General features: G+C 68.6%; 21 protein-coding genes and 3 tRNA genes. 14 read left to right on the top strand and 10 right to left on the bottom strand.

All coding sequences use genetic code 11. The annotated features are described in order from the left end of the window. Positions 1 to 132 precede the first annotated feature (132 nt). Positions 133 to 1,218: a Leu/Phe/Val dehydrogenase gene (locus tag ACYQ78_RS34225; RefSeq protein WP_459805111.1), complete on the bottom strand. Its 1,086-nt coding sequence runs from the start codon at positions 1,216 to 1,218 to the stop codon at positions 133 to 135. A gap of 107 nt (positions 1,219 to 1,325) precedes the next feature. Between ACYQ78_RS34225 and ACYQ78_RS34230 the strand changes: the two genes are divergently transcribed. The 6 genes from ACYQ78_RS34230 to ACYQ78_RS34255 all read left to right on the top strand — a co-directional run bounded on the left by ACYQ78_RS34230 (position 1,326) and on the right by ACYQ78_RS34255 (position 6,845). Next, a complete protein-coding gene (locus ACYQ78_RS34230; RefSeq protein WP_459805112.1) occupies positions 1,326 to 2,213 on the top strand; it encodes a hypothetical protein in 888 nt (295 codons plus the stop codon). A 321-nt stretch (positions 2,214 to 2,534) separates the two neighbouring features. Then, positions 2,535 to 2,738: a developmental transcriptional regulator BldC gene (gene bldC, locus ACYQ78_RS34235; RefSeq protein ID WP_013133571.1), complete on the top strand. Its 204-nt coding sequence runs from the start codon at positions 2,535 to 2,537 to the stop codon at positions 2,736 to 2,738. 249 nt (positions 2,739 to 2,987) lie between these two features. Beyond that, the gene (locus ACYQ78_RS34240) at positions 2,988 to 4,085 is read left to right on the top strand and encodes a LacI family DNA-binding transcriptional regulator (RefSeq protein ID WP_459805113.1); all 1,098 of its coding nucleotides are present in this window, start codon (positions 2,988 to 2,990) and stop codon (positions 4,083 to 4,085) included. 78 nt (positions 4,086 to 4,163) lie between these two features. Continuing rightward, positions 4,164 to 4,397 (top strand): hypothetical protein, encoded by a 234-nt coding sequence (locus tag ACYQ78_RS34245; protein WP_459805114.1) that lies wholly within the window; start codon positions 4,164 to 4,166, stop codon positions 4,395 to 4,397. 93 nt (positions 4,398 to 4,490) lie between these two features. Next, positions 4,491 to 5,315 (top strand): N-acetylmuramoyl-L-alanine amidase, encoded by an 825-nt coding sequence (locus ACYQ78_RS34250; protein WP_459805115.1) that lies wholly within the window; start codon positions 4,491 to 4,493, stop codon positions 5,313 to 5,315. 15 nt (positions 5,316 to 5,330) lie between these two features. Continuing rightward, a complete protein-coding gene (locus tag ACYQ78_RS34255; protein ID WP_459805116.1) occupies positions 5,331 to 6,845 on the top strand; it encodes a beta-N-acetylhexosaminidase in 1,515 nt (504 codons plus the stop codon). On the opposite strand, the gene ACYQ78_RS34260 is transcribed toward ACYQ78_RS34255, so the two are convergent. Genes ACYQ78_RS34260 through ACYQ78_RS34270 form a run of 3 tightly spaced genes read right to left on the bottom strand, consistent with a single transcriptional unit; the run spans position 6,816 to position 8,884 of the window. Further along, positions 6,816 to 7,817, bottom strand: coding sequence for a quinone-dependent dihydroorotate dehydrogenase (locus ACYQ78_RS34260; protein WP_459805117.1), 1,002 nt, complete (start codon positions 7,815 to 7,817; stop codon positions 6,816 to 6,818). The genes ACYQ78_RS34255 and ACYQ78_RS34260 overlap by 30 nt on opposite strands. Further along, positions 7,738 to 8,145 (bottom strand): STAS domain-containing protein, encoded by a 408-nt coding sequence (locus ACYQ78_RS34265; protein WP_459805118.1) that lies wholly within the window; start codon positions 8,143 to 8,145, stop codon positions 7,738 to 7,740. Before ACYQ78_RS34265 ends, ACYQ78_RS34260 begins: the two co-directional genes overlap by 80 nt. 19 nt (positions 8,146 to 8,164) lie before the next feature. Beyond that, positions 8,165 to 8,884 carry an ANTAR domain-containing protein gene (locus ACYQ78_RS34270; protein ID WP_459805119.1) on the bottom strand — a complete coding sequence of 240 codons (720 nt, stop codon included), beginning with the start codon at positions 8,882 to 8,884 and terminating at the stop codon, positions 8,165 to 8,167. A gap of 278 nt (positions 8,885 to 9,162) precedes the next feature. Here ACYQ78_RS34270 and ACYQ78_RS34275 point away from each other — a divergent pair, with 278 nt between their 5' ends. Beyond that, positions 9,163 to 9,633 (top strand): hypothetical protein, encoded by a 471-nt coding sequence (locus ACYQ78_RS34275; RefSeq protein ID WP_459805120.1) that lies wholly within the window; start codon positions 9,163 to 9,165, stop codon positions 9,631 to 9,633. On the opposite strand, the gene ACYQ78_RS34280 is transcribed toward ACYQ78_RS34275, so the two are convergent. Both ACYQ78_RS34280 and ACYQ78_RS34285 read right to left on the bottom strand, forming a co-directional pair. Then, positions 9,630 to 10,394, bottom strand: a complete 765-nt coding sequence (locus ACYQ78_RS34280) for an SDR family NAD(P)-dependent oxidoreductase (RefSeq protein ID WP_459805121.1) — start codon at positions 10,392 to 10,394, stop codon at positions 9,630 to 9,632. The two genes, ACYQ78_RS34275 and ACYQ78_RS34280, sit on opposite strands and share 4 nt — an antisense overlap. 69 nt (positions 10,395 to 10,463) lie before the next feature. Continuing rightward, a complete protein-coding gene (locus ACYQ78_RS34285) occupies positions 10,464 to 12,149 on the bottom strand; it encodes a polysaccharide lyase 8 family protein (RefSeq protein ID WP_459805122.1) in 1,686 nt (561 codons plus the stop codon). Positions 12,150 to 12,172: 23 nt separating this feature from the next. Here ACYQ78_RS34285 and ACYQ78_RS34290 point away from each other — a divergent pair, with 23 nt between their 5' ends. From ACYQ78_RS34290 to ACYQ78_RS34320, 7 genes are all read left to right on the top strand, one after another. Continuing rightward, complete coding sequence (locus tag ACYQ78_RS34290; RefSeq protein ID WP_459805123.1) at positions 12,173 to 12,808, top strand: alpha/beta fold hydrolase; 636 nt, start codon at positions 12,173 to 12,175, stop codon at positions 12,806 to 12,808. A 101-nt stretch (positions 12,809 to 12,909) separates the two neighbouring features. Next, a complete protein-coding gene (locus tag ACYQ78_RS34295; RefSeq protein WP_459805124.1) occupies positions 12,910 to 13,671 on the top strand; it encodes a tryptophan 2,3-dioxygenase family protein in 762 nt (253 codons plus the stop codon). Continuing rightward, positions 13,668 to 14,768 carry an aminotransferase class V-fold PLP-dependent enzyme gene (locus tag ACYQ78_RS34300; protein WP_459805125.1) on the top strand — a complete coding sequence of 367 codons (1,101 nt, stop codon included), beginning with the start codon at positions 13,668 to 13,670 and terminating at the stop codon, positions 14,766 to 14,768. The genes ACYQ78_RS34295 and ACYQ78_RS34300 overlap by 4 nt, the downstream gene beginning before the upstream one ends. Beyond that, complete coding sequence (locus ACYQ78_RS34305) at positions 14,765 to 15,721, top strand: methyltransferase (protein WP_459805126.1); 957 nt, start codon at positions 14,765 to 14,767, stop codon at positions 15,719 to 15,721. Before ACYQ78_RS34300 ends, ACYQ78_RS34305 begins: the two co-directional genes overlap by 4 nt. A gap of 69 nt (positions 15,722 to 15,790) precedes the next feature. Continuing rightward, complete coding sequence (locus ACYQ78_RS34310; protein WP_459805127.1) at positions 15,791 to 16,543, top strand: neutral zinc metallopeptidase; 753 nt, start codon at positions 15,791 to 15,793, stop codon at positions 16,541 to 16,543. Further along, the gene (locus tag ACYQ78_RS34315) at positions 16,544 to 17,287 is read left to right on the top strand and encodes a neutral zinc metallopeptidase (protein WP_459805128.1); all 744 of its coding nucleotides are present in this window, start codon (positions 16,544 to 16,546) and stop codon (positions 17,285 to 17,287) included. Continuing rightward, positions 17,288 to 18,034, top strand: coding sequence for a neutral zinc metallopeptidase (locus tag ACYQ78_RS34320; RefSeq protein ID WP_459805129.1), 747 nt, complete (start codon positions 17,288 to 17,290; stop codon positions 18,032 to 18,034). A gap of 110 nt (positions 18,035 to 18,144) precedes the next feature. Here the strand turns inward: ACYQ78_RS34320 and ACYQ78_RS34325 are convergent. The 4 genes from ACYQ78_RS34325 to ACYQ78_RS34340 form a co-directional block, all read right to left on the bottom strand. Next, positions 18,145 to 18,218, bottom strand: a tRNA-Phe gene (locus ACYQ78_RS34325). 4 nt (positions 18,219 to 18,222) lie between these two features. Beyond that, positions 18,223 to 18,297, bottom strand: a tRNA-Asp gene (locus ACYQ78_RS34330). A gap of 89 nt (positions 18,298 to 18,386) precedes the next feature. Further along, a tRNA-Glu gene (locus tag ACYQ78_RS34335) sits at positions 18,387 to 18,459 on the bottom strand. Between the two features lie 20 nt (positions 18,460 to 18,479). Further along, entirely contained in the window at positions 18,480 to 20,048 is a 1,569-nt protein-coding gene (locus ACYQ78_RS34340) for a metallophosphoesterase family protein (protein ID WP_459805130.1), read from the bottom strand. Positions 20,049 to 20,112: the final 64 nt, after the last annotated feature.

The raw sequence follows: 20,112 nt of genomic DNA on the forward strand, positions 1-20,112 counted from the left end.
GGGGTCGTGCCCGACCCCTCGTCGCTAACGCACCACGCACTGACGTCACCTGACTTTGGACGTCAGCCATTCGTTCGCCTACAACCGTACCTGTTTTGCGCCCCGCTCGGTACGCCGTATGCGCGGCGGAGGTCACCGGCCCAGCCAAATAGCCCTAAGCCGACCGACTTCCGACATTCTGCGCTCCGCCAGCCTATCTGCTGCGACAGCCGGCGGAACGCCTTCGTCGTCGGCGATGGCGAAGATTTTCAAGGTGGTGTCGAAGATCTGAGCCGCCCTTGCCCTCGCCCTGTCCATGTCGAATCCGGCGATCTCATCGGCGACCTGGATGACTCCACCCGAATTCACCAGGTAGTCGGGGGCGTACAGGATGCCGCGATCGGCGAGTTGCTTCTCGACGCCGGGGTGGGCGAGCTGGTTGTTGGCCCCGCCGCAGACGACCTTGGCGCGGAGATCGGCCACGGTCGCGTCGTCGAGGGCGCCGCCGAGGGCGCAGGGGGCGTACACGTCGAGGTCGGAACGCTTCAGGGCCGCCGCGTCGGCGACCGTCTCGACCTCCGGGTGGAGCCGCCTCACCCGGTCGACCGCGCGTTCGTCGACGTCGCAGACGACGACCTCGCCGCCCTCCGCGAGAATGTGTTCCACCAGACGGTGGCCGACCTTGCCGACCCCCTCGATGCCGACCCGGCGGCCACGCAGAGTGGTCTGGCCGAAGGCGTGGCGGGCGGCGGCCCGCATGCCCTGGTAGACGCCGTAAGCCGTGAGGATCGAGCTGTCGCCGGCGCCTCCGTTGGCCACCGTGCGGCCGGTGACGAAGGAGCTCTCGCGGGCGATGATGTCCATGTCCTCGCTGTAGGTGCCCACGTCACAGGCGGTGTAGTAGCGCCCGCCGAGCGACTGGACGAACTTGCCGTAGGCCCGCAGCAGCGCCTCCGACTTGTCCGTCGCCGGGTCGCCGATGATCACGGCCTTCCCGCCGCCGTGGTCGAGGCCGGCCAGCGCGTTCTTGTACGCCATGGCGCGCGACAGGTTCAGCACATCGGCCAGTGCGGCCGATTCGTCCGGGTAGGGATAGAAACGTGTTCCACCCAGGCCGGGGCCGAGGGCGGTGTTGTGGATGGCGATGATCGCGTACAGGCCCGATTTGTCGTCGGAGCAGAACACGACCTGTTCGTGACGGGCCTGATCCTTGTGGGAGAGCCCGAAGACGTCGGTCACTTTGGTGACTCCTGATCGTCTCTGACCGCCGCCCCATTGCGGCGATACCACGTTCCAGCGTAGCGACGATCATGGATTACGGAACGCCGCCCAATGCATGACTCCCCGTGGCATGGCACGATGCGGTTGTGCTGCCCTACGCCGCGTATCTCCGCGTCTATGAGCCGCTGAGCGCCTTCTCCGACCAGGAACGCCTTCGGTGGAACGCCTATGCCCAGAATCCGCGGAGGCCCCGGCGTGCGGGCGCCCTCTCGGTGGAGCATGAGGAGTCGGTCCGCCGTCTGCTGCGGGTGCCACCGGCGCCGGCGCCGGCCGCGGAGAGTCACAACGCGTATCTGCGGCGGGTCGACGGCGTGCTCTACGTGTGCCCGTGGCAGACCCGGCTGCGGTCGTGGCTGGCGTTCTCCTCCTGGCGGGGCAGCCTGCCGAGCAAGCTGGCCAACCGCTTCGTCCCCACACCGGTCGCCGAACACACGGCCGACGAGTTCGACGCCTTCAAGCGGGGCGAGCCCTCGCTGCGCACCCACATCATGACCAGCACCTGGCACGTCCCGACCCCGTGGTTCGTGCCCTTCGACTCCGCCGAGCGCTGGCTCGTCCTGCGTGGCGAGGAGCAGCCCGAGGCCACGACCGGCGTCACCATGGCCCCGGCCAGGAACATGCTCTACGTCACCTCGATGGCCCAGGCCAGGAAGCGGGTGGCCCGCGCACTGGTGGTCATCCGCCGTCACATGGGCGACGTCGACACCCTCACCGACGTCGAAGAGGTCGGCCGCTGGCTCGAGGAGTTCCACCCTCACTCGCTGGTGGAACTCGACTACGGAGGCATCGTCCACCTCATGGACGACGAGACCCTCCAGGCCGATCAGTCGGTGGCTGAGCTGGCCGCCGCTCTGACGGGTTTGGACAACGGTCAGGAAGAAGTTGCCTACGCCATGTACCAGCGGGTGATCCTCCGCTGGCGGTCGGTGCAGAGCCTCGAATCGGCCAACTGACCGTAATGCCCGTGCGCTGACCTGCAACGTTGGGTCACGAGTTGCACGATCTCACAACTGCGAACTGAGTAGTTTGCCGTTTTCACTGCGATACCACGAAACGTGTCGCTAGAATCACCGAGCGTGACATCAACACGTGGTCGAGACGTTGTGCCCAGAGGGCTCGCCAATCGCGCTACGTGGCTGTATGGTCACATCGGGTGATGCCGCAAATGGTCCATGAAACCGCACGTTATGGATCTTTGAGGGACATCCGTGACAAGCGCCAACATAAGTCGCAGGATCGCTGTCGCCGGTCCACACGGAGGAGAGGCCGCACAAATGTCAGCTCGTACACCCGAGGCAGAGCCACTGCTCACCCCGGCGGAGGTCGCAACGATGTTCCGGGTCGACCCCAAGACCGTCACGCGGTGGGCGAAGGCCGGCAAGTTGACGTCCATCCGCACGCTCGGTGGGCACCGGCGTTACCGGGAGACCGAGGTGAGGGCGCTGCTCGCGGGGATTCCGCAGCAGCGTTCGGAGTAACGCAGCGGGGGGTCGCAACCACGAGGGGGACGGCGCGCTCGCGTCAGTGAGCGCGTCCAACAGCCGCACACCTGCAGTAGGGGTGTGGATCAGGCGCCGCCCGCCCGGCGCCAACCCCAAACCGGTTCCGTGGCCCCGCCCGCTTCTTCCTGACAGCTTTCTCAAGGATCGAGACAAGTCGGCCGTACCTTATTCGGCTCTCGATCGTTCTTCTTGACAGGTGCACATCCGCGCATCGTGGGGAGAACCATGTCAGGACCGTCCATGCAGACCACTGCCCGGCGCGACATCGCGGTACCCGGACCTACCGGACTCGACGGATTCAGTCCACGGCCACGGCCGACGATTCGCAACGTAGCCGAGCGCGCGGGCGTCTCTAAGTCCCTGGTCTCGCTGGTCCTTCGCGGCTCACCGCACGTGAGCGAACATCGCCGGGAGGCGGTTCTGCAGGCGGCCAGGGAGCTGGGATACCGGCCCAACGCCGTCGCCCGCAGCCTCGTCGAAGGCCGCACTCATCTCGTCGGCGCCCTCGTCGCCGACCTGCACAACCCGTTCTACGCCGAGTTCCTCGACGGTCTTCAGGAGAGCCTCCACGGTGAGGGCCTCCGGCTCCTCATCGGCTCCGGCCGCTGGGACCCCGCCTTCGAAGACGAGGCCGTCGAGGCCTTCCTCGAACTGCGCGTCGACGGGCTCGTGCTCCTCGGGGTCGCCCCGTCCAGCGACACGCTGGCCGAGGCCGCCGCCTACACGCCCACCGTCGTCGTCGGAGAACGCGACGTCGACCTCGAGAGCGTGGACATCGTCGTCGACGACGACCAGCTCGGCGCTCGTCTGGCGGTCGACCATCTCGTCGAGCTCGGACACCGCCGGATCGCCCACATCGAAGGCACTCCGTCGTCGGCGGCCCGTTGCCGCTGCGAGGGTTACCTGGTCGCCATGCGCCGTCACGCGCTGGCGCCCTACATCATGGTCGAGCACGGCGACTTCACCGAGGAGGGCGGCCGCCGCGCGGCGCTGGCCCTGCTCGAGCGCGACCCCCGGCCGACCGCGATCTTCGCCGCCAACGACGTCGTCGCCCTCGGGGTGCTGACCGCCGCCAGCGAACTCGGGCTGCGCGTTCCCGAAGACCTGTCGGTCGTCGGCTACGACAACACCCACCTGGCCGCCGTCCACCACATCTCGCTCACCTCGGTCGACCAGCCGCGCCGCGCGATGGGCCGTTCGGCCGCCGCGCTGCTCAGCGACCGGATCACCGAGCCTGGCAAGGTCTCGCGCCTGCGCCAGGTCACGCCGCAGCTCATCACCCGCCGGAGCACTGGCCCCGCGCCAACAGATTCCCAAAGCTAGGTCAACCGGTCCGGCGTCGGGTCACGGTCCGTGTTGACTCGGGCCACGACGCCGGACGGTGAAGATCTGGGGGAATTAATGCGTGATCCAGAGTTGGTCTCCTGCGCCCAGCGCGCGGCCGCCGAGCTCGAACGGGCCTGGGGCGACTGGCGCAACTCCCGTGGCCGCGGCGAGGCGGGCGACGAGTCCGTGGCCAGCTACGTGGCCCATTCGATCGACCATCCCTGGGGCCGTCCCCGGGTCGTCCTCGGCCTCGACGCCGACGAGGCCCGCGAGCTGGCGGCCCTGCTCCAGGTCCAGGGTCTGGGCTGAATCGCATCCTTTACTCACATAACGACCAGGTCACGGCCGGGGAACGCGTAGGTTGGGTAGTCGTAGTGCCCGCCTTCGAGAGGATCCACCGTGATGAAGACGCGTCCGGCGCTCGCCGTCGCCCTGGCCGTGGTCGGTCTCGGGACCGCCGCGTGCGGTGGCGGCGTGGCCGCGGGTGCGGAGTCTGCCCCGGCCGCCGCCGCGAAGACCACCTCTTCTGAGGCGGTGGCCGCACCCGCTGAGGCCCAGGCACCGGTGAAGCCCCTGCAGGGCAAGGTCATCGTGATCGACCCGGGCCACAACGGGGGCAACTACAAGCGCCCCGACATCATCAACAAGCAGGTCGACGTCCTGACCCAGAAGAAGGCCTGCGACACCACCGGCACCGCCACCAACGACGGCTACTCCGAGGCCGCGTTCACCTGGGACGTCTCCCAGCGGCTGGCCAAGCTGCTGCGGGCCGAGGGCGCCACGGTCAAGATGACGCGCAAGGACAACACGAGCGTCGGGCCGTGCATCACCGAGCGGGCCGCGATCGGCAACAAGGCCAAGGCCGACCTGGCGATCTCGATCCACGCCGACGGCGCCGCCTCGACCAGCCACGGCTTCCACATCATCATGCCGAAGAAGATCAACGGCCCGGTCGACCCGGTGGTCGCCAAGTCGGCCAAGCTCGGACTGACCGTGCGCAACGCCGTGAAGAAGCAGACCGGCATGCCCTATGCCAACTACATCGGCAAGAACGCCCTCGACTACCGCAGCGACCTGGGCGGCCTGAACCTGTCGACGGTGCCGAAGATCTTCATCGAGTCGGGGAACATGCGCAACGCCGGCGACGCCGCCAAGCTGAAGAGCTCGTCGTGGCGGCAGGACCTCGCCGAGGCGCTCGCGGGCAGCTTCCAGACCTACCTGAAGTGATCCATGATCGGGGACATGCACGACTTCCTGCCTGCCCCCCGGTCCGTCGAGCCTCTCCCGGGCGTCCGCACGCTGACGCCCGGTTTCGGGGAAGAACCGGTTTCGGTACGCCACCACGTCGCCCCCGAGGCCTACACCCTGACCGTGACGAGCGGCGGAGTCGAGATCATCGCGGGTGACGCCTCCGGCGCCTTCTACGCGACGCAGACCCTGCGGCAGCTGCTGCCCGCGAGTGCCTTCCGGGCGGCCTCGGGGTTCGAGCGCCACGAGGTGCCGTGCGTCCGGATCACCGACGCCCCCGCCCTCTCGTGGCGCGGAGCGCATCTGGACGTCTCCCGCCACTTCCTGCCCAAGCACGAAGTGCTGCGCATGATCGACCTGCTGGCCATGCACAAGCTCAACCGGCTGCACCTCCACCTGGCCGACGACCAGGGCTGGCGGGTCGAATCGCGGGCCTACCCCCGCCTGCACGAGATCGGGTCACACCGGGCCCGCACGATCACCTCGCGCAAGGGCGAGCCCGACACCTTCGACGACACCCCGCACGGCGGCTTCTACACCCTCGACGACCTGACCGAGATCGCCGCCTACGCCCGCAAGCGGGCGGTGACGGTGGTCCCGGAGATCGACGTGCCGGGCCACGCCTCGGCGATCCTGGCCGCCTACCCCGAGTTCGGCGCCGACCCCGCGCAGCACCACCAGGTGCTGGAGCGCTGGGGCATCTCGCCCGCGATCCTGGCCCCGCTGCCGAAGACGATCGACTTCCTGGCCACCGTCTTCGACGAGATCATCGGCGCCCTCGGCGAGACCCCGTTCTTCCACATCGGCGGCGACGAGTGCGTCCTGGACGCCTGGGCCGCCTCCCCCGAGATCACCGCGTTCCGCCACGACCAGAAGCTGGCGACCAACGGCGACCTGCACGCCTGGTTCCTGCGCCGACTCGCCGACCTGCTGGCCGAGCGCGGCAGCCGCGCGGTGGTGTGGGACGAGGCGTTCGTGAGCGGCATGCTCCGCCAGGACACGATCGTGATGCCGTGGCGCGGCATGAACGTCGCCAAACGCGCCATCTCGGCGGGCCACGACGTGGTGCTGACCCCGGTGTTCCCGCTCTACTTCGACTACGCCGAGGCCGCCTCGGCCGACGAACCGGCCGCCCTGGGCGAGACGATCACGGTCGGCGACGTCGCCGCCTTCGACGTCTCGGCCGAGAGGGTGCTGGGCGCCCAGTTCCAGCTCTGGTCGGAGTACATCCCCGACGGCCGCACCCTCGACTACAAGGCGTGGCCGCGGGCCTGCGCCCTGGCCGAGATCGCCTGGACCGGCCGCCCGGCGCGGGCGGACTTCTCCGCGCGCCTGGAACGCCATCTCAGCCGTCTGGACGCCGTGGGGGTCAACTACCGCCCGCTCGACGGCCCGAGGCCCTGGCAGCGATCACGGCCCCACCGGCCGGGCCGCGCCGACGTGGCCGCGATCATGCGGCACCTCGACGAGCTGACGCTGTCAGCCGACTCGACCCGCCCGAGCATGTAGGTCGGTCACCGACGAGAGGCCGTGGCGCTTCAGCCGCCGGGCGAGCTGCCGGTTGATCGACGAGGCCCACAGCGGGCCGCCGTAGATCAGGCCGGTGTAGCCCTGGACGAGCGTCGCCCCGGCCAGCAGCCGCTCCCAGACGTCGTCGACGTCTTCCACGCCGCCCACCGACACGATCACCAACCGGTCGCCGACCTTGGCGTGGAGTCGGCGCAACACGTCCAGAGAACGGTCTTTCAGCGGGCGGCCGGACAGGCCGCCCGTCTCGGTGCTGGCGACGCCGGCCCTGCTGATCGTGGTGTTGGTCGCGATGATCCCGGCCAGGCCCAGCTCGGCGGCGAGTTCGGCGACCTCGTCGATGTCCTCGTCGGCGAGGTCGGGGGCGATCTTCACCAGCAGCGGGGTGCGCCCGGCGACCGCCTTGACCTCGCTGAGCAGCGGGCGCAGCAGGTCGACGGCCTGGAGGTTGCGCAGGCCGGGGGTGTTGGGCGAGGAGACGTTGACGACCAGGTAGTCGGCCAGCCCCGAGAGGATCCTGGCGCTGGCGACGTAGTCGCGGGTCGCCTCTTCTTCGGGGACGACCTTGGTCTTGCCGATGTTCACCCCGACGACCACGGGCACGCCGCGGACCCGCTTCAACCGGCGGGCCGCGGCCTTGGCGCCCTCGTTGTTGAAGCCCATGCGGTTGATGATCGCGTGGTCGCCGACCAGCCGGAACAGTCGCGGCCTGGCGTTGCCGGGCTGGGCGTGCGCGGTGATCGTGCCGACCTCGACGTGGCCGAAGCCGAGTGCGGCCAGGGCCGGCACGCACTCGGCGTTCTTGTCGAACCCGGCCGCGAGCCCGAACGGCGAGGGGAAGTGGACCCCGAACGCCCGCACCCGCAGCGATTCGTCACGCGGGGCCAGCCAGGCGTGGAGGATCCGCTTCACGACCGGCAGGACCGACAGGGTCGCCAGCAGTCGGATCGTCAAATGGTGGATCTTCTCCGCGTCGGTGCGGCGCAGAACCCAGGTGAAGAGCATTCGGTACGACATCACCGGCCAGCGTATCCACTCCGAGGTACCGGTCGAATTCCAGGAGCCGGAGCAGCCGCAGAACCTCACCGGACGGGTTCACGATCGACACCCGTCCGATAGCCCTGCGGTGCGCCCAGAGCAGGGTCCGGGCGCCCGCGACGTCGATGAACGTCACCAGAGCCAGGTCGAGCCGCAGATGCGCGGCCCGCCCGGCCCGCCAGACGGCGCGGCGGAGTTCCACCGCGCCGAAGACGTCGAGATCACCTTTCAGTGTGATCGTCACATGTGTCCCAACAGGGCCGTCAGATCGCGTGGTCCGGATCTCCACGGCCCTGCTCTCCGAGTAGTTCGGCGGCCAGATCGGCGACCCTGCGGCGGCTGTCCCTGGCCTGTTTGCGCAGGCCCGTGAAGGCCTGGCTGGCGGTCAGGTCGTGCTTGCCCATCAGGTAGCCGATGGCCCTTTCGATGACCACGCGGTAGTCGAGTGCGTATTGAAGCTGGTCGGCGAGCTGTGACTTCTCCTCCGCCTCCACGGCGGCGGCGATCACCTGCTCGATCACGTGCGCGTAGGCGTGCAGCGCCTCGGTGTCGGACTCCTCCCAGTCGTGGGTGGTGTCCTGGTAGACGTTGAGCGTGCCGACGGGCTCTCCGCCGAGACGTACCGGAACCCCCGCGACCGCCCGCACGTCGGGGTGCAGCAGCGCGGCGAGGTCGGGCCAGCGGTCGTCCTTGCGGACGTCGTAGGTGGTCACGGCGCTGTCGGTGGTGTACGCGGCCACACATGGCCCCGCCATCACGGTCGCCTGGGCGTGTTCGAGGCTGCGTCCCGCCTCGTCGGTGGCGAACAGGTATCGAAGAGTGCGATCGGGGTCGGCGAACATGAGACCGGCCCCGGAGTATCCGAAGATCCGGTCGACGACCTGCACGATCCGCTCTAGGTGGTACACGATCCCGGTCGCCGGAGCGGCCTTCTGCAACCGCCGCAGACTCGCGACGAGCGCTTCCGGATCGATATAGGACATTCCATTTCCTCCCGTGAACCTCACCTGTGCGCCGGCGCGGTCGTGGAGAGGTAGCTTCGTGGTCATCTCACCTGCCCTGAGGGCACGCGTCTATTCGTGTCCTCAGACATCGGGACACCACGCACCACTCTTGGGAGCAAGGACTCAACGCCGCGCCCGGACACGTAGCCACCCCATTGACATGAGAAAAGGCCCGCGGACACACGGCGGATTCACTGGTGGCCAAGCGTAGTGGTTTTTCGTCCGAACCGTTCGACTTTGCGGCCCGTTTCAGGGGCATGTGGCGTCGAATCCTGATCGTTCTCGCACTCGTCTCGGGCACCCTGGTGCTCGGGTCGACCCCCTCGTACGCCTGTAGCTGCGTGCCTCCGGAGGTTCCCTATTACCTGAAGCACTCGACCGTCGTGTTCACCGGCACGGTCAAGGCGGTGAAGCGGCCGAAGAATCGTTGGGACCCGGTGAAGCCGGTGGTGTACACCTTCCGGGCCGACCATGCGTACAAGGGAAAGCCGAAGGCCACCGTCACGGTGAGCACGCACACGCAGTCGGCGGCCTGTGGCACGCATTTCTCCCGCGGTGTCCGCTACCTGGTGTTCGCCGCCAAGTGGGAGGGGCGCCTGACCACCAGTCTCTGCGTCCCCAACATGAAGGTCGACCACGGGAAGGGGCCCATCACCGTGGCCGACCTGCCCAAGGGGGCCGACCCGAAGACCATCAAACAGCTGGGCAAGCCCAGGAAGGTGCGTTAGCTCGGGAAGATCCCTCCGGTCACGTTCACGAACGACGCGGTGATCCCGGCCGCGTGGTCGGAGGCCAGGAACGCGATCGTCGAGGCGACCTCGGCGAGCCTCGGCGATCGCTTCAGCATCCGCATCTGGGCCAGCCCTTCGAGCAGGCCGTCCATCACCATGCCGGGGTTGACGGCGGCCAGCTTCTCGGGGGTGAACGTCTCGGGGATGCCGGCCACCCAGACGCCCAGCACCCGCACGCCGTCGGGCCCGATCTCGAAGGCCAGGTTGCGGACGAAGGTGTCGATCGCGGCGTCGGCCGGGCCGGTGCCGCCCATCATCGGGCTGTTCACCCCCGAACCGCTGCCGCTGTCGAGGGTGAGGATCACCCCGCGCTTCCGCTTCGTCATGTGGCGGGCGGCCGCGCGTGCGGTGATGAAGGTGGTGCGCAGGCCGTTGTCGACCGGCCTGAGCAGGTCGTCGACGGACATGTCGATCAGCGGCGTGCCCTGCACGTCGCCTCGCGGCACCAGGTTGAGCGAGATGTCGATGCCGCCCCGCGCGGCCACGTCGGCGGCGTGGGCGTCGACGGCCGCCTCGTCGAAGGCGTCGACCACGGCGATCTCGGCGCGGTCGCCGATCATCTTGGCGGCGGCTTCGAGAGGTTCACGGGTGCGGCCGGTGAGGAACACCCGGGCGCCCTGGCGGGCGAACTCCTCGGCCACCGCCGAACCGATCATGCCGCCGGCGCCGTAGATGATCGCGTTCTTGTCGTGCAGCATCCGGATTCTCCTGTCTGGTGGGTCTTTCTCTCACGCGTCGATCGGGCGGACGCGGATTCGACATCCGGTTCAGAGAATTTGTGGCTCGGCGACCAGGGAGTGGCCCGGCCGGTAGAGGACGGCCGAGGGTTCGCTGACCGTGATGCCCGCGGCGGTGCCGGGGCGCCAGAAGTTCACGGCGGTCAGGCCGTCCGTGGTGATCGCCTGGTGGTCGGCGGTGTTGGCCACGACGGTCACGCGGGCTCGGGCCGCCTCGGTGGTGGCCTGGTCGGCGTTGGGGAGGAGCAGGTAGAAGTAGCCCGCGCCGGTCGGGTCGGTGCCGTGGTCGAGCCACAGGGTGGTGTACTCGCCCTGGTCGACGTGCAGTTCGCCGTCGAAGACGTAGCCGCCGTGGCCCTCCAGGTGGGCCCAGCCGTCTCCCATGGTGAGCCGGCCCCGGGTGCGGCGGGCGTCGACGATCGTCTCGACCGGCACGCCGTCGCGGCAGGTGATGCCCGCGCCCAGGCAGACCACCATGTCGTCGAGGAAGACCCACGACTTGCGGGCCTCAAGAGTGCTCTCCAGGCCGAAGAGGTGCTGGCCGACGGTGGCGTAGGTGCCGTCGGAGGCGCCGCCGACCCACCTCGCGGGCGGGCAGTTCTCACCCCAGGCGCCGCCCGCGCCGTCGGGGAGGCGCCGGGTCGAGACGGTCGTGCCGGGGAGCCGGTAGGGGTCGGCGGTGTGCCAGAAGTCGCCCGAGTAGTGGGTGCCGTGGCCCTCGCCCCACCAATAGAGCATCCCGGAGCCGGTGTGCCAGCCACGCAGGTTCTCGTCGTTGCCGTGTTCGTAGTGGGCGACGCGGTGGGAGGCCATGCTCAGCGCGGCCACCCAGCCCGGCCGCCGGTGGACGGCGCGGGCGCTCGCCCGCATGAGCCGGTGGCCCATCGGCTGAGGGCGGGCCGGGACGCCGAGCAGGTCGATCGCGTCGGCGAAGGCCGCACCTCTGCGCAGGTCGCCGCCGGGTTTGCGGGAGATCGCCCGGCCGCTGACCAGGTCCATCATCCGGCCCTCGTGGAGGAAGGGCAGGAAGGAGCGCTCGACGCTGTCGAAGACGTTGCGGAGGTCGGGGTCGGTGATCTCCCAGGGGGTGCCTTTCAGCGTCTTCAGGATGGTGCCGATGCCGTGGAGCATCGAGACGCCGTAGGTGCCCTGGTAGGGGACGGTCGAATGCTGGATGAAGCTGCCGTCACGGTAGAGGCCGTCGCCTTCGGTGACGTAACGGAAGACGGGTGAGAGCGCCTCGGCGGCCCGCGCGATCTTGCGGCGGTCCTGCGACAGGATGCCGTTGAGCAGCGTGACCAGGCACAGGTCGGTGCGGTTGGCGCCGGTGCTGGTGCCCGAGTAGAACTGCAGCCGCCACGGCCGGACGAAGTGGTCGACCGCCGCGATCAGGTCATCGCTGCGGTGACCTGCCAGGATCGCGACGTCGAGCAGCCGCTTGGGCAGCCCGATCTCCCAGTTCCACCAGTTCCCGGCCTTGATCGCCCCGGCGTGGTAGACCTCGCGCACCGCCCGGTCGACGGCCTCGCGGATCTTCTTCGCGAGCGCCGGATCACCGGTCTGCCGGAACTCACGCGCCAGGGCGTGCTCGGGCGACAGCGGCTTCCCCCTGGACGAGACCGACACCCAGTTGCGCTCCAGAGTGGCCCACACGTCGTCGGACCGGCCGGACGCCGCCAGCAGCGCCCCGGTCACGAAAGCACGCCGCGAGAGCATGCGTCTCAGCCTAGGCTAGGGACATGCGTACTTACGTTCTAATTCCCGGCGGCGGTTCCGGCCCCTACTACTGGAGCCGGCTGGGCCCCCTGCTCGACGGTGGAGTGATCGCCCTCGACCTCCCCACCGGCGACGAGTCGGCGAACCTGAGCACCTACGCCGACCTCGCCGTCGAGGCGATCAACGAGCGCGAAGACGTCACGCTGGTGGCCCACTCGCTGGGCGGCCTGACCGCTCCCCTGATCGCCGCCCGGGTCCCCGTCCGCGAGATCGTCTACCTCACCGCGATGATCCCCAAGCCCGGCGAGATGGGCGGCGAGTGGTGGGAGGCCACCGGCTACACCTCGCTCGGCCTCGACATGAGCGACGAGATCGCCACCTTCTACAACGGCGTCGACCCCGAGGGCATCGCGATCGGCCAGGCCTCCGTCCGCGACCAGTCGGGCGGCCCGATGACCGAGCCCTGGCCGCTCGACGCCCTGCCCGACGTGCCGAGCCGGTTCCTCTACTGCACCGAAGACCGCTTCTTCCCCCTCGACTTCATGCGCCGCGTGGTCGCCGAGCGCCTTCCCGGCGTCGTCACGGGTGAGGTCCCGGCCGGGCACATGCCCATGCTCAGCCATCCCCAGGAGGTGGCGAAGTTCATCTGCGAGTCATAACCATTACTCCCGCCATCTCGCACATGAGTGGATCGCGCCTTGGCGGCGCGGCGCCCGCACGATGATGACGTCGTCAGACACGTCCAATCGACGGGGGCAAAATGAACGCGCAGTCGAAACTGAGACGCGAGGTCTCAGGTCCGGTCTTCAATCCCGTGCTCAAGACGATGGTCGGCGAGGGCGCGCTCGACTATGAGCGCTACCTCAACACCTCACGGCTCTTCCAGCTCCAGTCACCCCACGAGGAGCTCGTCTGCTCCGACGAGCTGATGTTCCAGATCGTGCACCAGGTGCAGGAGATGTGGCTCAAGCTGATCACCCACGAGCTCACCGAGCTCGTCGGTGACCTCGACGGCGACCGGTTATGGGAGGCCAGCGCCAGGCTCGACCGGATCGTCCGCATCGGGGGCTGCCTGTCGGGAGAACTGAGGGTCCTGGAGACCCTCACTCCCGACACCTACCAGACCATCCGCCGCCATCTGGGGAACGGCAGCGGACAGGAGTCGCCGGGCTACAACCGGGTCAGGATCGCCGCCGGGGTCGTCTCGGCGAGCCTCGACGGCCTGATCGAGCGGCGGGGCGTCACGCTCGACGAGATCTGGGAGCATCCCGACCTCAAGCGCGTCGGCGAGGCGCTGGTCGACGTCGACGAGGCCTACCAGACCTGGCTGTTCACCCACTTCATGCTGGTCCGGCGGACCATCGGGGTGAGCCGGGGCACCGCCGCCCTCGACGGGGTGCCGACCCAGGTGCTGCCCGGCCGGATGACCCAGCCGCTGTTCCGGCAGCTGTGGAAGCTGCGCGAACGCATGACCGGCTCGTGGGAGCGCGGTGCGGGCCACACGCCGGGGGCGGCCCGATGAACGACGTCCGCGCGGAGTTCCCGCTGCTGGAGACCTGTCTCTACCTGAACAGCAACTCCACCGGGGCGATCCCCCGGGGCGCCGAGCGGGTGCTGCGGAACTACTGGCAGACCCTGGTGTCCTGGCGCGACGAGGTCTGGGACGGCTGGCTCGCCCAGATCACCGCATACGCCGACGCCGTTGGAGCGTTCCTGAACGCGCCGGAGGGCACGGTCGTCACTGATCTCAACCTCAGCACGCTGCTGGCCCGGATCGCCAGCAGCCTCGACTTCGACGACGAACGCCACAAGGTCGTCGCCAGCAACCTGGAGTTCCCGACGGTGCCGTTCGTGTGGCGGGGTTTCGCCCGCTACGGAGCCGTGGTGGAGTTCGTCCCGCTGGCGGGGATCGTCGACGCGATCGACGAGAAGACCGTCTGCGTGTCGGTCACCCACGGCGCCTACCTGACCGGCGAACTGGCCGATCTCGAGGCGATCATCGACCGGGCCCACCAGGTGGGGGCGGTGGTGATCGTCGACGCCTACCAGACGGTGGGCGCCGTGCCCATCGACGTCACCGCGCTCGGCGTCGACTTCCTGCTCGGCGGCGCGCACAAGTGGATGTGCGGGGCGTCGACCGCGTTCCTGTACGTCCGTCCCGACCTGCTCGGCACGCTGGAGCCGGCCGCCACCGGCTGGCTCGCGGGCGACGACCCGATCAGCTTCCAGCCGACCAGCGGGTTCGCCCCCGACGCCCGGCGGATGTCCGGCGGCACCCCACTGGCGCTCGGGCCGATGATCTCCCGGGTCGGGCTCGACCTCCTGGCGAAGGTCGGCATCGACGACATCCGCCGTCACTCGCTGACCTGCACCGACCGCATCATCCAGCGGGCGCTCGCCGACGGCATGGAGGTGCTCACCCCGCTGGAGGAGAGCAGGCGCGGCGGCATCGTGGCGCTCAGGTTCCCCGGCGACGACCGGGTGCACCAGGCGCTCCAGCGCCGTGGCGTCATCTGCAGCCGCCGCGGCGCCCTGCGGGTCGCCCCGCACTTCTACACCACGCTCGCGGAGGTCGACGCCTTCATGGACGCGGTCGACATCGAGCGGAAACTGCTGTGAACCCCCGATCCCTCCTCCATCTGCTGGCCAACGGCCAGAAGGCGATCGACGTCGTGCGCACCTCGCTCGACATGGGCGTCTTCGACGCGCTGGCCGAACCGAGCACGGTCTCCGACGTCGGTGCATGGCTGGGCGTCGTGCCCGACCGCCTCTACAAACTCCTCGACTGTCTCGAAACCCTCGGTCTCGTACGCTGCCTCGCCGCCTGCGACAACTACACCCGCAGCGTGTACGTCTCGGTGCCCGGCGCCCAGGAGACCGCCCGCGACGTCCTGGCCCGGGAGGCCGACCGCGACACCTATCCCCCGCTCCCGGGCGGGCTTCCCGCGGTGCTGCGCGGGGAGACCTCGATCCCCGGGGAACTGTTCGCCTGGCCGCCGACGGCCGAGCAGCTGCCGGGCTTCGAGAAGAGCATGGCGGCCGGGCTGGGGCCGTTCGTCGAGACCTTCCTGGCCCACGTCCACCTGTTCGAGGGGCGCCTGCTCGACGTCGGCGGCGGCGACGGCACCCTGGCGGCCGCGCTGGTCGAGCGGTCGCCCGAGCTGCGGGCCGACGTCTACAACCTGCCCGAGGCGGCCGAGGTCGTGCAGACCGGGGAACGGCTCGGGTTCGTCCCGGGAGACTTCCTGGCCGAGGCCCTCCCGGGCGGCTACGACGTGATGTCGTTCGTCCGGGTCCTGCACGACTGGCCGGTTCCGACGGCCCGGCTGCTGCTGGAGAAGGCCCACGACGCGCTGCCGCCGGGCGGCCGGATCGTGATCTCCGAGGAGTTCCGGACCCCCGAACGGCTGGCCGCGCAGTTCTTCTGGTCCCACTTCCTCATGGGCGTCGACGCCTGCGTCAGCCGCCTCCACCCCATCGGCCACTATGAGCGGCTCCTCGAAGAAACGGGCTTCACCTGCACGTCCGTGCTCGACGGACCGGTCGAGCTGATCACAGCGATCAAGGAGTGATCGGCAAAAGGGATCCCGGGCGCATATTCCACCTCAAAGAGAACGTGTCACCCGCCTAGGATCGCCTGTGTGCGTTTAACCCCATTCGTCACCGCGCTCGCCTTGCTGCTGGTCATGGGCGCGGCCCCCGCGAAGGCCTACCCGATCGACGACCGCGTGCTCACCAAGCACGCGCTCTACCGGACGGGCCAGCTCGCACCGGCCGACTGCCCGGAGCCGCCGTTACGCGACGGCGACGCGGCCTCGGCCCGCCGCTACGCGATCGCGGTGACGAACTGCCTCAACGAGTCGTGGGGCGCGCACTTCCGCAAGAACGGGCTGCCCTTCTCGCCCGTCAAGGTCAACTTCCAGACCAAGCCGAAGGCGTTCTGCGGCCGCAAGTGGGGCGACGCCGCCGGGCGCTACTGCGACTCGGAGCGCCGCTTCATGGTGCTGCTCGACAAGAGCGCGGTCGCCGACTCCTCCAACCTCTACCTCTATCTGGTGATCGCCCACGAGTTCGGCCACCACCTCCAGAACCTCACGGGCATGGCCGACGCGTACCGCACGCACCCCTACCACTCGAAGGCCGAGCTCTACCAGCAGATCCGCCGCAACGAACTCCAGGCCGAATGCCTGGCCGGCGTGTTCTTCGGCGCGGTCTGGCCGACCCTCGGCCGCAGCGACGCCGACTGGCAGTACCTGCGGGAACTCGACGGCACCGGCCACAGCCGCACCCACGGCAAGGGCAAGAACGTCCTGAGATGGCTCGACGACGGCTTCGCGACCCGCAGGCCGGGGGCGTGCAACACCTGGACCGCCAACCCCGCGAAGGTCGCCTGAGTGTTACTCCACCTGGCGCTCGCGCTGACCCTCGGCACGACCTACCCGATCCACGACGAGGTCCTCACCGACAACCCGCTCTACCGGACCGGCAGGATGGCCACGATCACGTGCCCCGAGAAGCCGGTCGCGTCGATGAACCGGCCACAGGCGAGGAAGTACTTCGAGTCGGTGCACGGCTGCCTCCACCGGGCGTGGCGGGCCCAGCTGAAGAAGGTGGGCCTGCCGCTGGTGAACGCGAGCCTCGGCTTCATCGACCGCCCGCGGACCCAGTGCGGCGACAAGTGGGAGAAGAACATCGCCGGGGTCTACTGCCCCGACGAATTCCGCTACGTGATCCTGCTCGACCGGAATCTGCTCGAATTCCCCTACGACCTCTTCATGTTCCAGCTCGCCGCCCACGAATACGCCCACCACGTGCAGAACGTCACGGGCCTCAACTACGCCTTCCAGCGGCATCCGAGCGTCGGCGACCGCGAGACCCAGGAACAGACCCGCCGCAGCGAACTCCAGGCCGAATGCCTGTCGGGGGTGTTCACCGGCAGCGCCTTCTCCTCACTCGACCGGCCGAAAAGCGATGTGAACGACCTCCTGGACGTGTTCCGGAGCAGCGGCGACGAGGACTTCAAGGCCCACGACCACGGCAAGGGCAAGAACCGGGTCGCGTGGTTCCGGAAGGGGTTCGAGTCCCGCGACCCGAAGTCGTGCAACACCTGGATCTCCGAGTCAAGCAAGGTGGCATAGATGCGCGCTCTCCTCGTCTCCCTCCTGCTCCTGGGCGGCACGGCCTACCCCGTCGACGACCCCGTCCTGACCGGCAACCTGCTCTACCGGGCCGGGCAGATGGACCAGATCGACTGCCCCGAGAAGCGCGTCGCCCCCGGCAACCGGGATCTGGCCAGGAAATACGTCCGGTCGATCGTCGACTGCCTGAACACCGCGTGGTCGGCCCACATGGGCCGGGTCGGGGTGCCGATGCCGTCGGCGGGCGTCGGGTTCCTCAACCGGCCCGAGATGCGCTGCGGGGTGACGTGGCGGCAGAACATCCAGGGCCAGTACTGCCCCGCCGACCTCCGCTTCGACGTCCTGCTCGACCAGCGCCTGCTGGCCACGCCGTACGACCTGTCCACCTTCCTGCTGGCCGCCCACGAATACGGCCACCACGTTCAGCACATGACCGGGATCCTGTGGGCGGAGGTCAATCTCCCGACCTCCGGCCAGGACGAGGAGCTGGAGCGTTCCCGCCGGATCGAGCTCCAGTCGGAGTGCCTGGCCGGGGTCTTCATGGGCAGCACGTGGAAGTCCCTGCGCCGCCCGGATTCGGATCTGCGCGACCTGAAGCGCATGATGACCGTCGACGACGACGGCGCCGGCGTCAACGGCAGCCACGGATCGCCGCGCAACCGGGTGGCGTGGTTCACGAGGGGCTTCGAGTCGCGGGACGCCAAGTCGTGCAACACCTTCGGCGCGAACGAGCCGGGCGTGAGCTGACCGAAGGGCCCGCCGGGTTTTCGCCTGGCGGGCTATTCGCCGTTTTCCGGAGAAAACAAAAAAGCCCCGGCACGTGATGTGTCCGGGGATTTTCGCTGGAGCAAGAGATGTGGTCAGGGGCGGGGTCGAACCGCCGACCTACCGCTTTTCAGGCGGTCGCTCGTACCAACTGAGCTACCTGACCCAAGCGGTCCTGACGGGACTTGAACCCGCGACCTCCACCTTGACAGGGTGGCGAGCACTCCAAACTGCTCTACAGGACCTTGCTTTGCCTTCCGGCTTTCGCTTTCCGGCTTTTGTAGCTTACCAGTTCTTCGGAGGTCTTCGACCTGCCGTTTTCCTGGCCCTTCCGTGCCCCCAACGGGATTCGAACCCGTGCCGCCGCCTTGAAAGGGCGGTGTCCTAGGCCGCTAGACGATGGGGGCGCAGAGATTGCTCTCTGTCCTTACCGCGCTCCGTCGGGGACTTCTGAAGCATAGAGGACGTTTGCCCTCCGTGCCAAAGCGACCGGCGACGGGGTGTCAGTGATCGTTCCCGTCGGCGACGGGACGTTCCCTGGCTCCGGGAAAATTGTACGACCTGGATCGACCTCGATTTCACGTCTGATATCGATCCGTTGCTCTCCGAGCCCCCCGACGGTCACGTCGTCCCAGGCCTGGAGCCTGTGGGTGTCCTTGCTGAAGTACAGAACAGAAGCTTGAAGAGGGGTCGGATCCTCGTGTTCGAGGCCCCGCAGACCCGCTCCGCCGGTCGAGCCCTGGATCATCAGCCGGGTTCCGGTCGGCGAGAGCTCGGTCGATCGCGCGTGGACGTGCCCCGCCAGGACCAGCGCGGTGGAGCCGTAGAAGGCCCGGCCGATGGTCGGGTCGTGGACGGCCACCAGATCGACGGGAGAGCGCTGGGGCGCCGTGGTCGAGGACGAACGCGGCCATTCGGGCGGAGAGACCCCAGCGGCCTTCTCGCGGCCGAGAGCCGCGAGCGACTCGGGGTTCTCCTCTGGCTCGACCGATTTGTCGGGAGTGAAGCGGGGGTCGCCGATGCCGTAGATGCGCAGGCCCTGGACGGTGGCCACGCGGTCGTCGAGGACGATCGCGTTCTTCTGCTTCTCGACCGCCTTCTGGGTGGTCATGGAGTCGTGGTTGCCGCGCACGAACACGTAGGGGATCCCGAGTTTGCCGATCTCGTCGACGATGAAGTTCTCGGCCTTGGTGCCGTGGTCGCTGATGTCGCCGGTGTCGATGACCAGGTTGATCTTGAACTGGTCGATCAGCGATCGGACCACGTTCCAGCCCGCGAGGTTGATGTGCAGGTCGGAGATGTGCAGGACCCTGATCGTGTCGGGGTCGGGATCGTAGATGGGGAGGGTCGAGCCGGCTTCGTACAGACGGCTGATGTTCGTGACGAGTTTGGCCAGCTGGCCCCGGTATTCGGAGAATTTGGTGACGATCGACTGCGCGTTGCCGACCAGGGACGGCACACCGGTCAGCAGGCCCGTGTAGCGGGGCTCGGCGATCGCCTGGGCGTTGAAGCTCGTCGCGGCCGAGGCGGCCAGCGCGGCGACCACGAGGATCGAGCCGAGTGCCGTCCACAACCCCTTGAAGAAATCGCGGAAGACGATCAGGCCGGCCACGAAGCCGGCCACGATCGCGCAGATCGCGGCTCTGATGAGCAGGTCTTGCAGGCCGCCCATCAGGTCGGTCTCGATGGTCTCGGGCAGCCGGTCGGCCCATCGGGGGTTCTGCAGGATCTCCTCGGCGGCCTCGGGATGGACCGCCTCGATGCTCAGATTGAGCTGCACCGGGCCCGTATGGGTGTCGAACCGGAGCGTTCCCAGAGGACGCACGTCGACGACCGTGCCCCCGTCGAAGGAGGGGCGCAGCGCCATGTTGATGTCGGCCGGGCCTATGGGGGTCTGTACGGACGCGCCAAACAAAAGCCCCAGCCATGCTCCGGCCAGGGCGACGGCGACAATCGTCAGAACCCTTGTGAACCGGCCCTTCAGGAACCGGATCACGGATTCCCCCCACTTCGGCAAATCCACGTTCCTTCCTGTCTACCCGAAAACCACGGGGAAGTAG

Source organism: Herbidospora sp. RD11066, assembly GCF_054661255.1.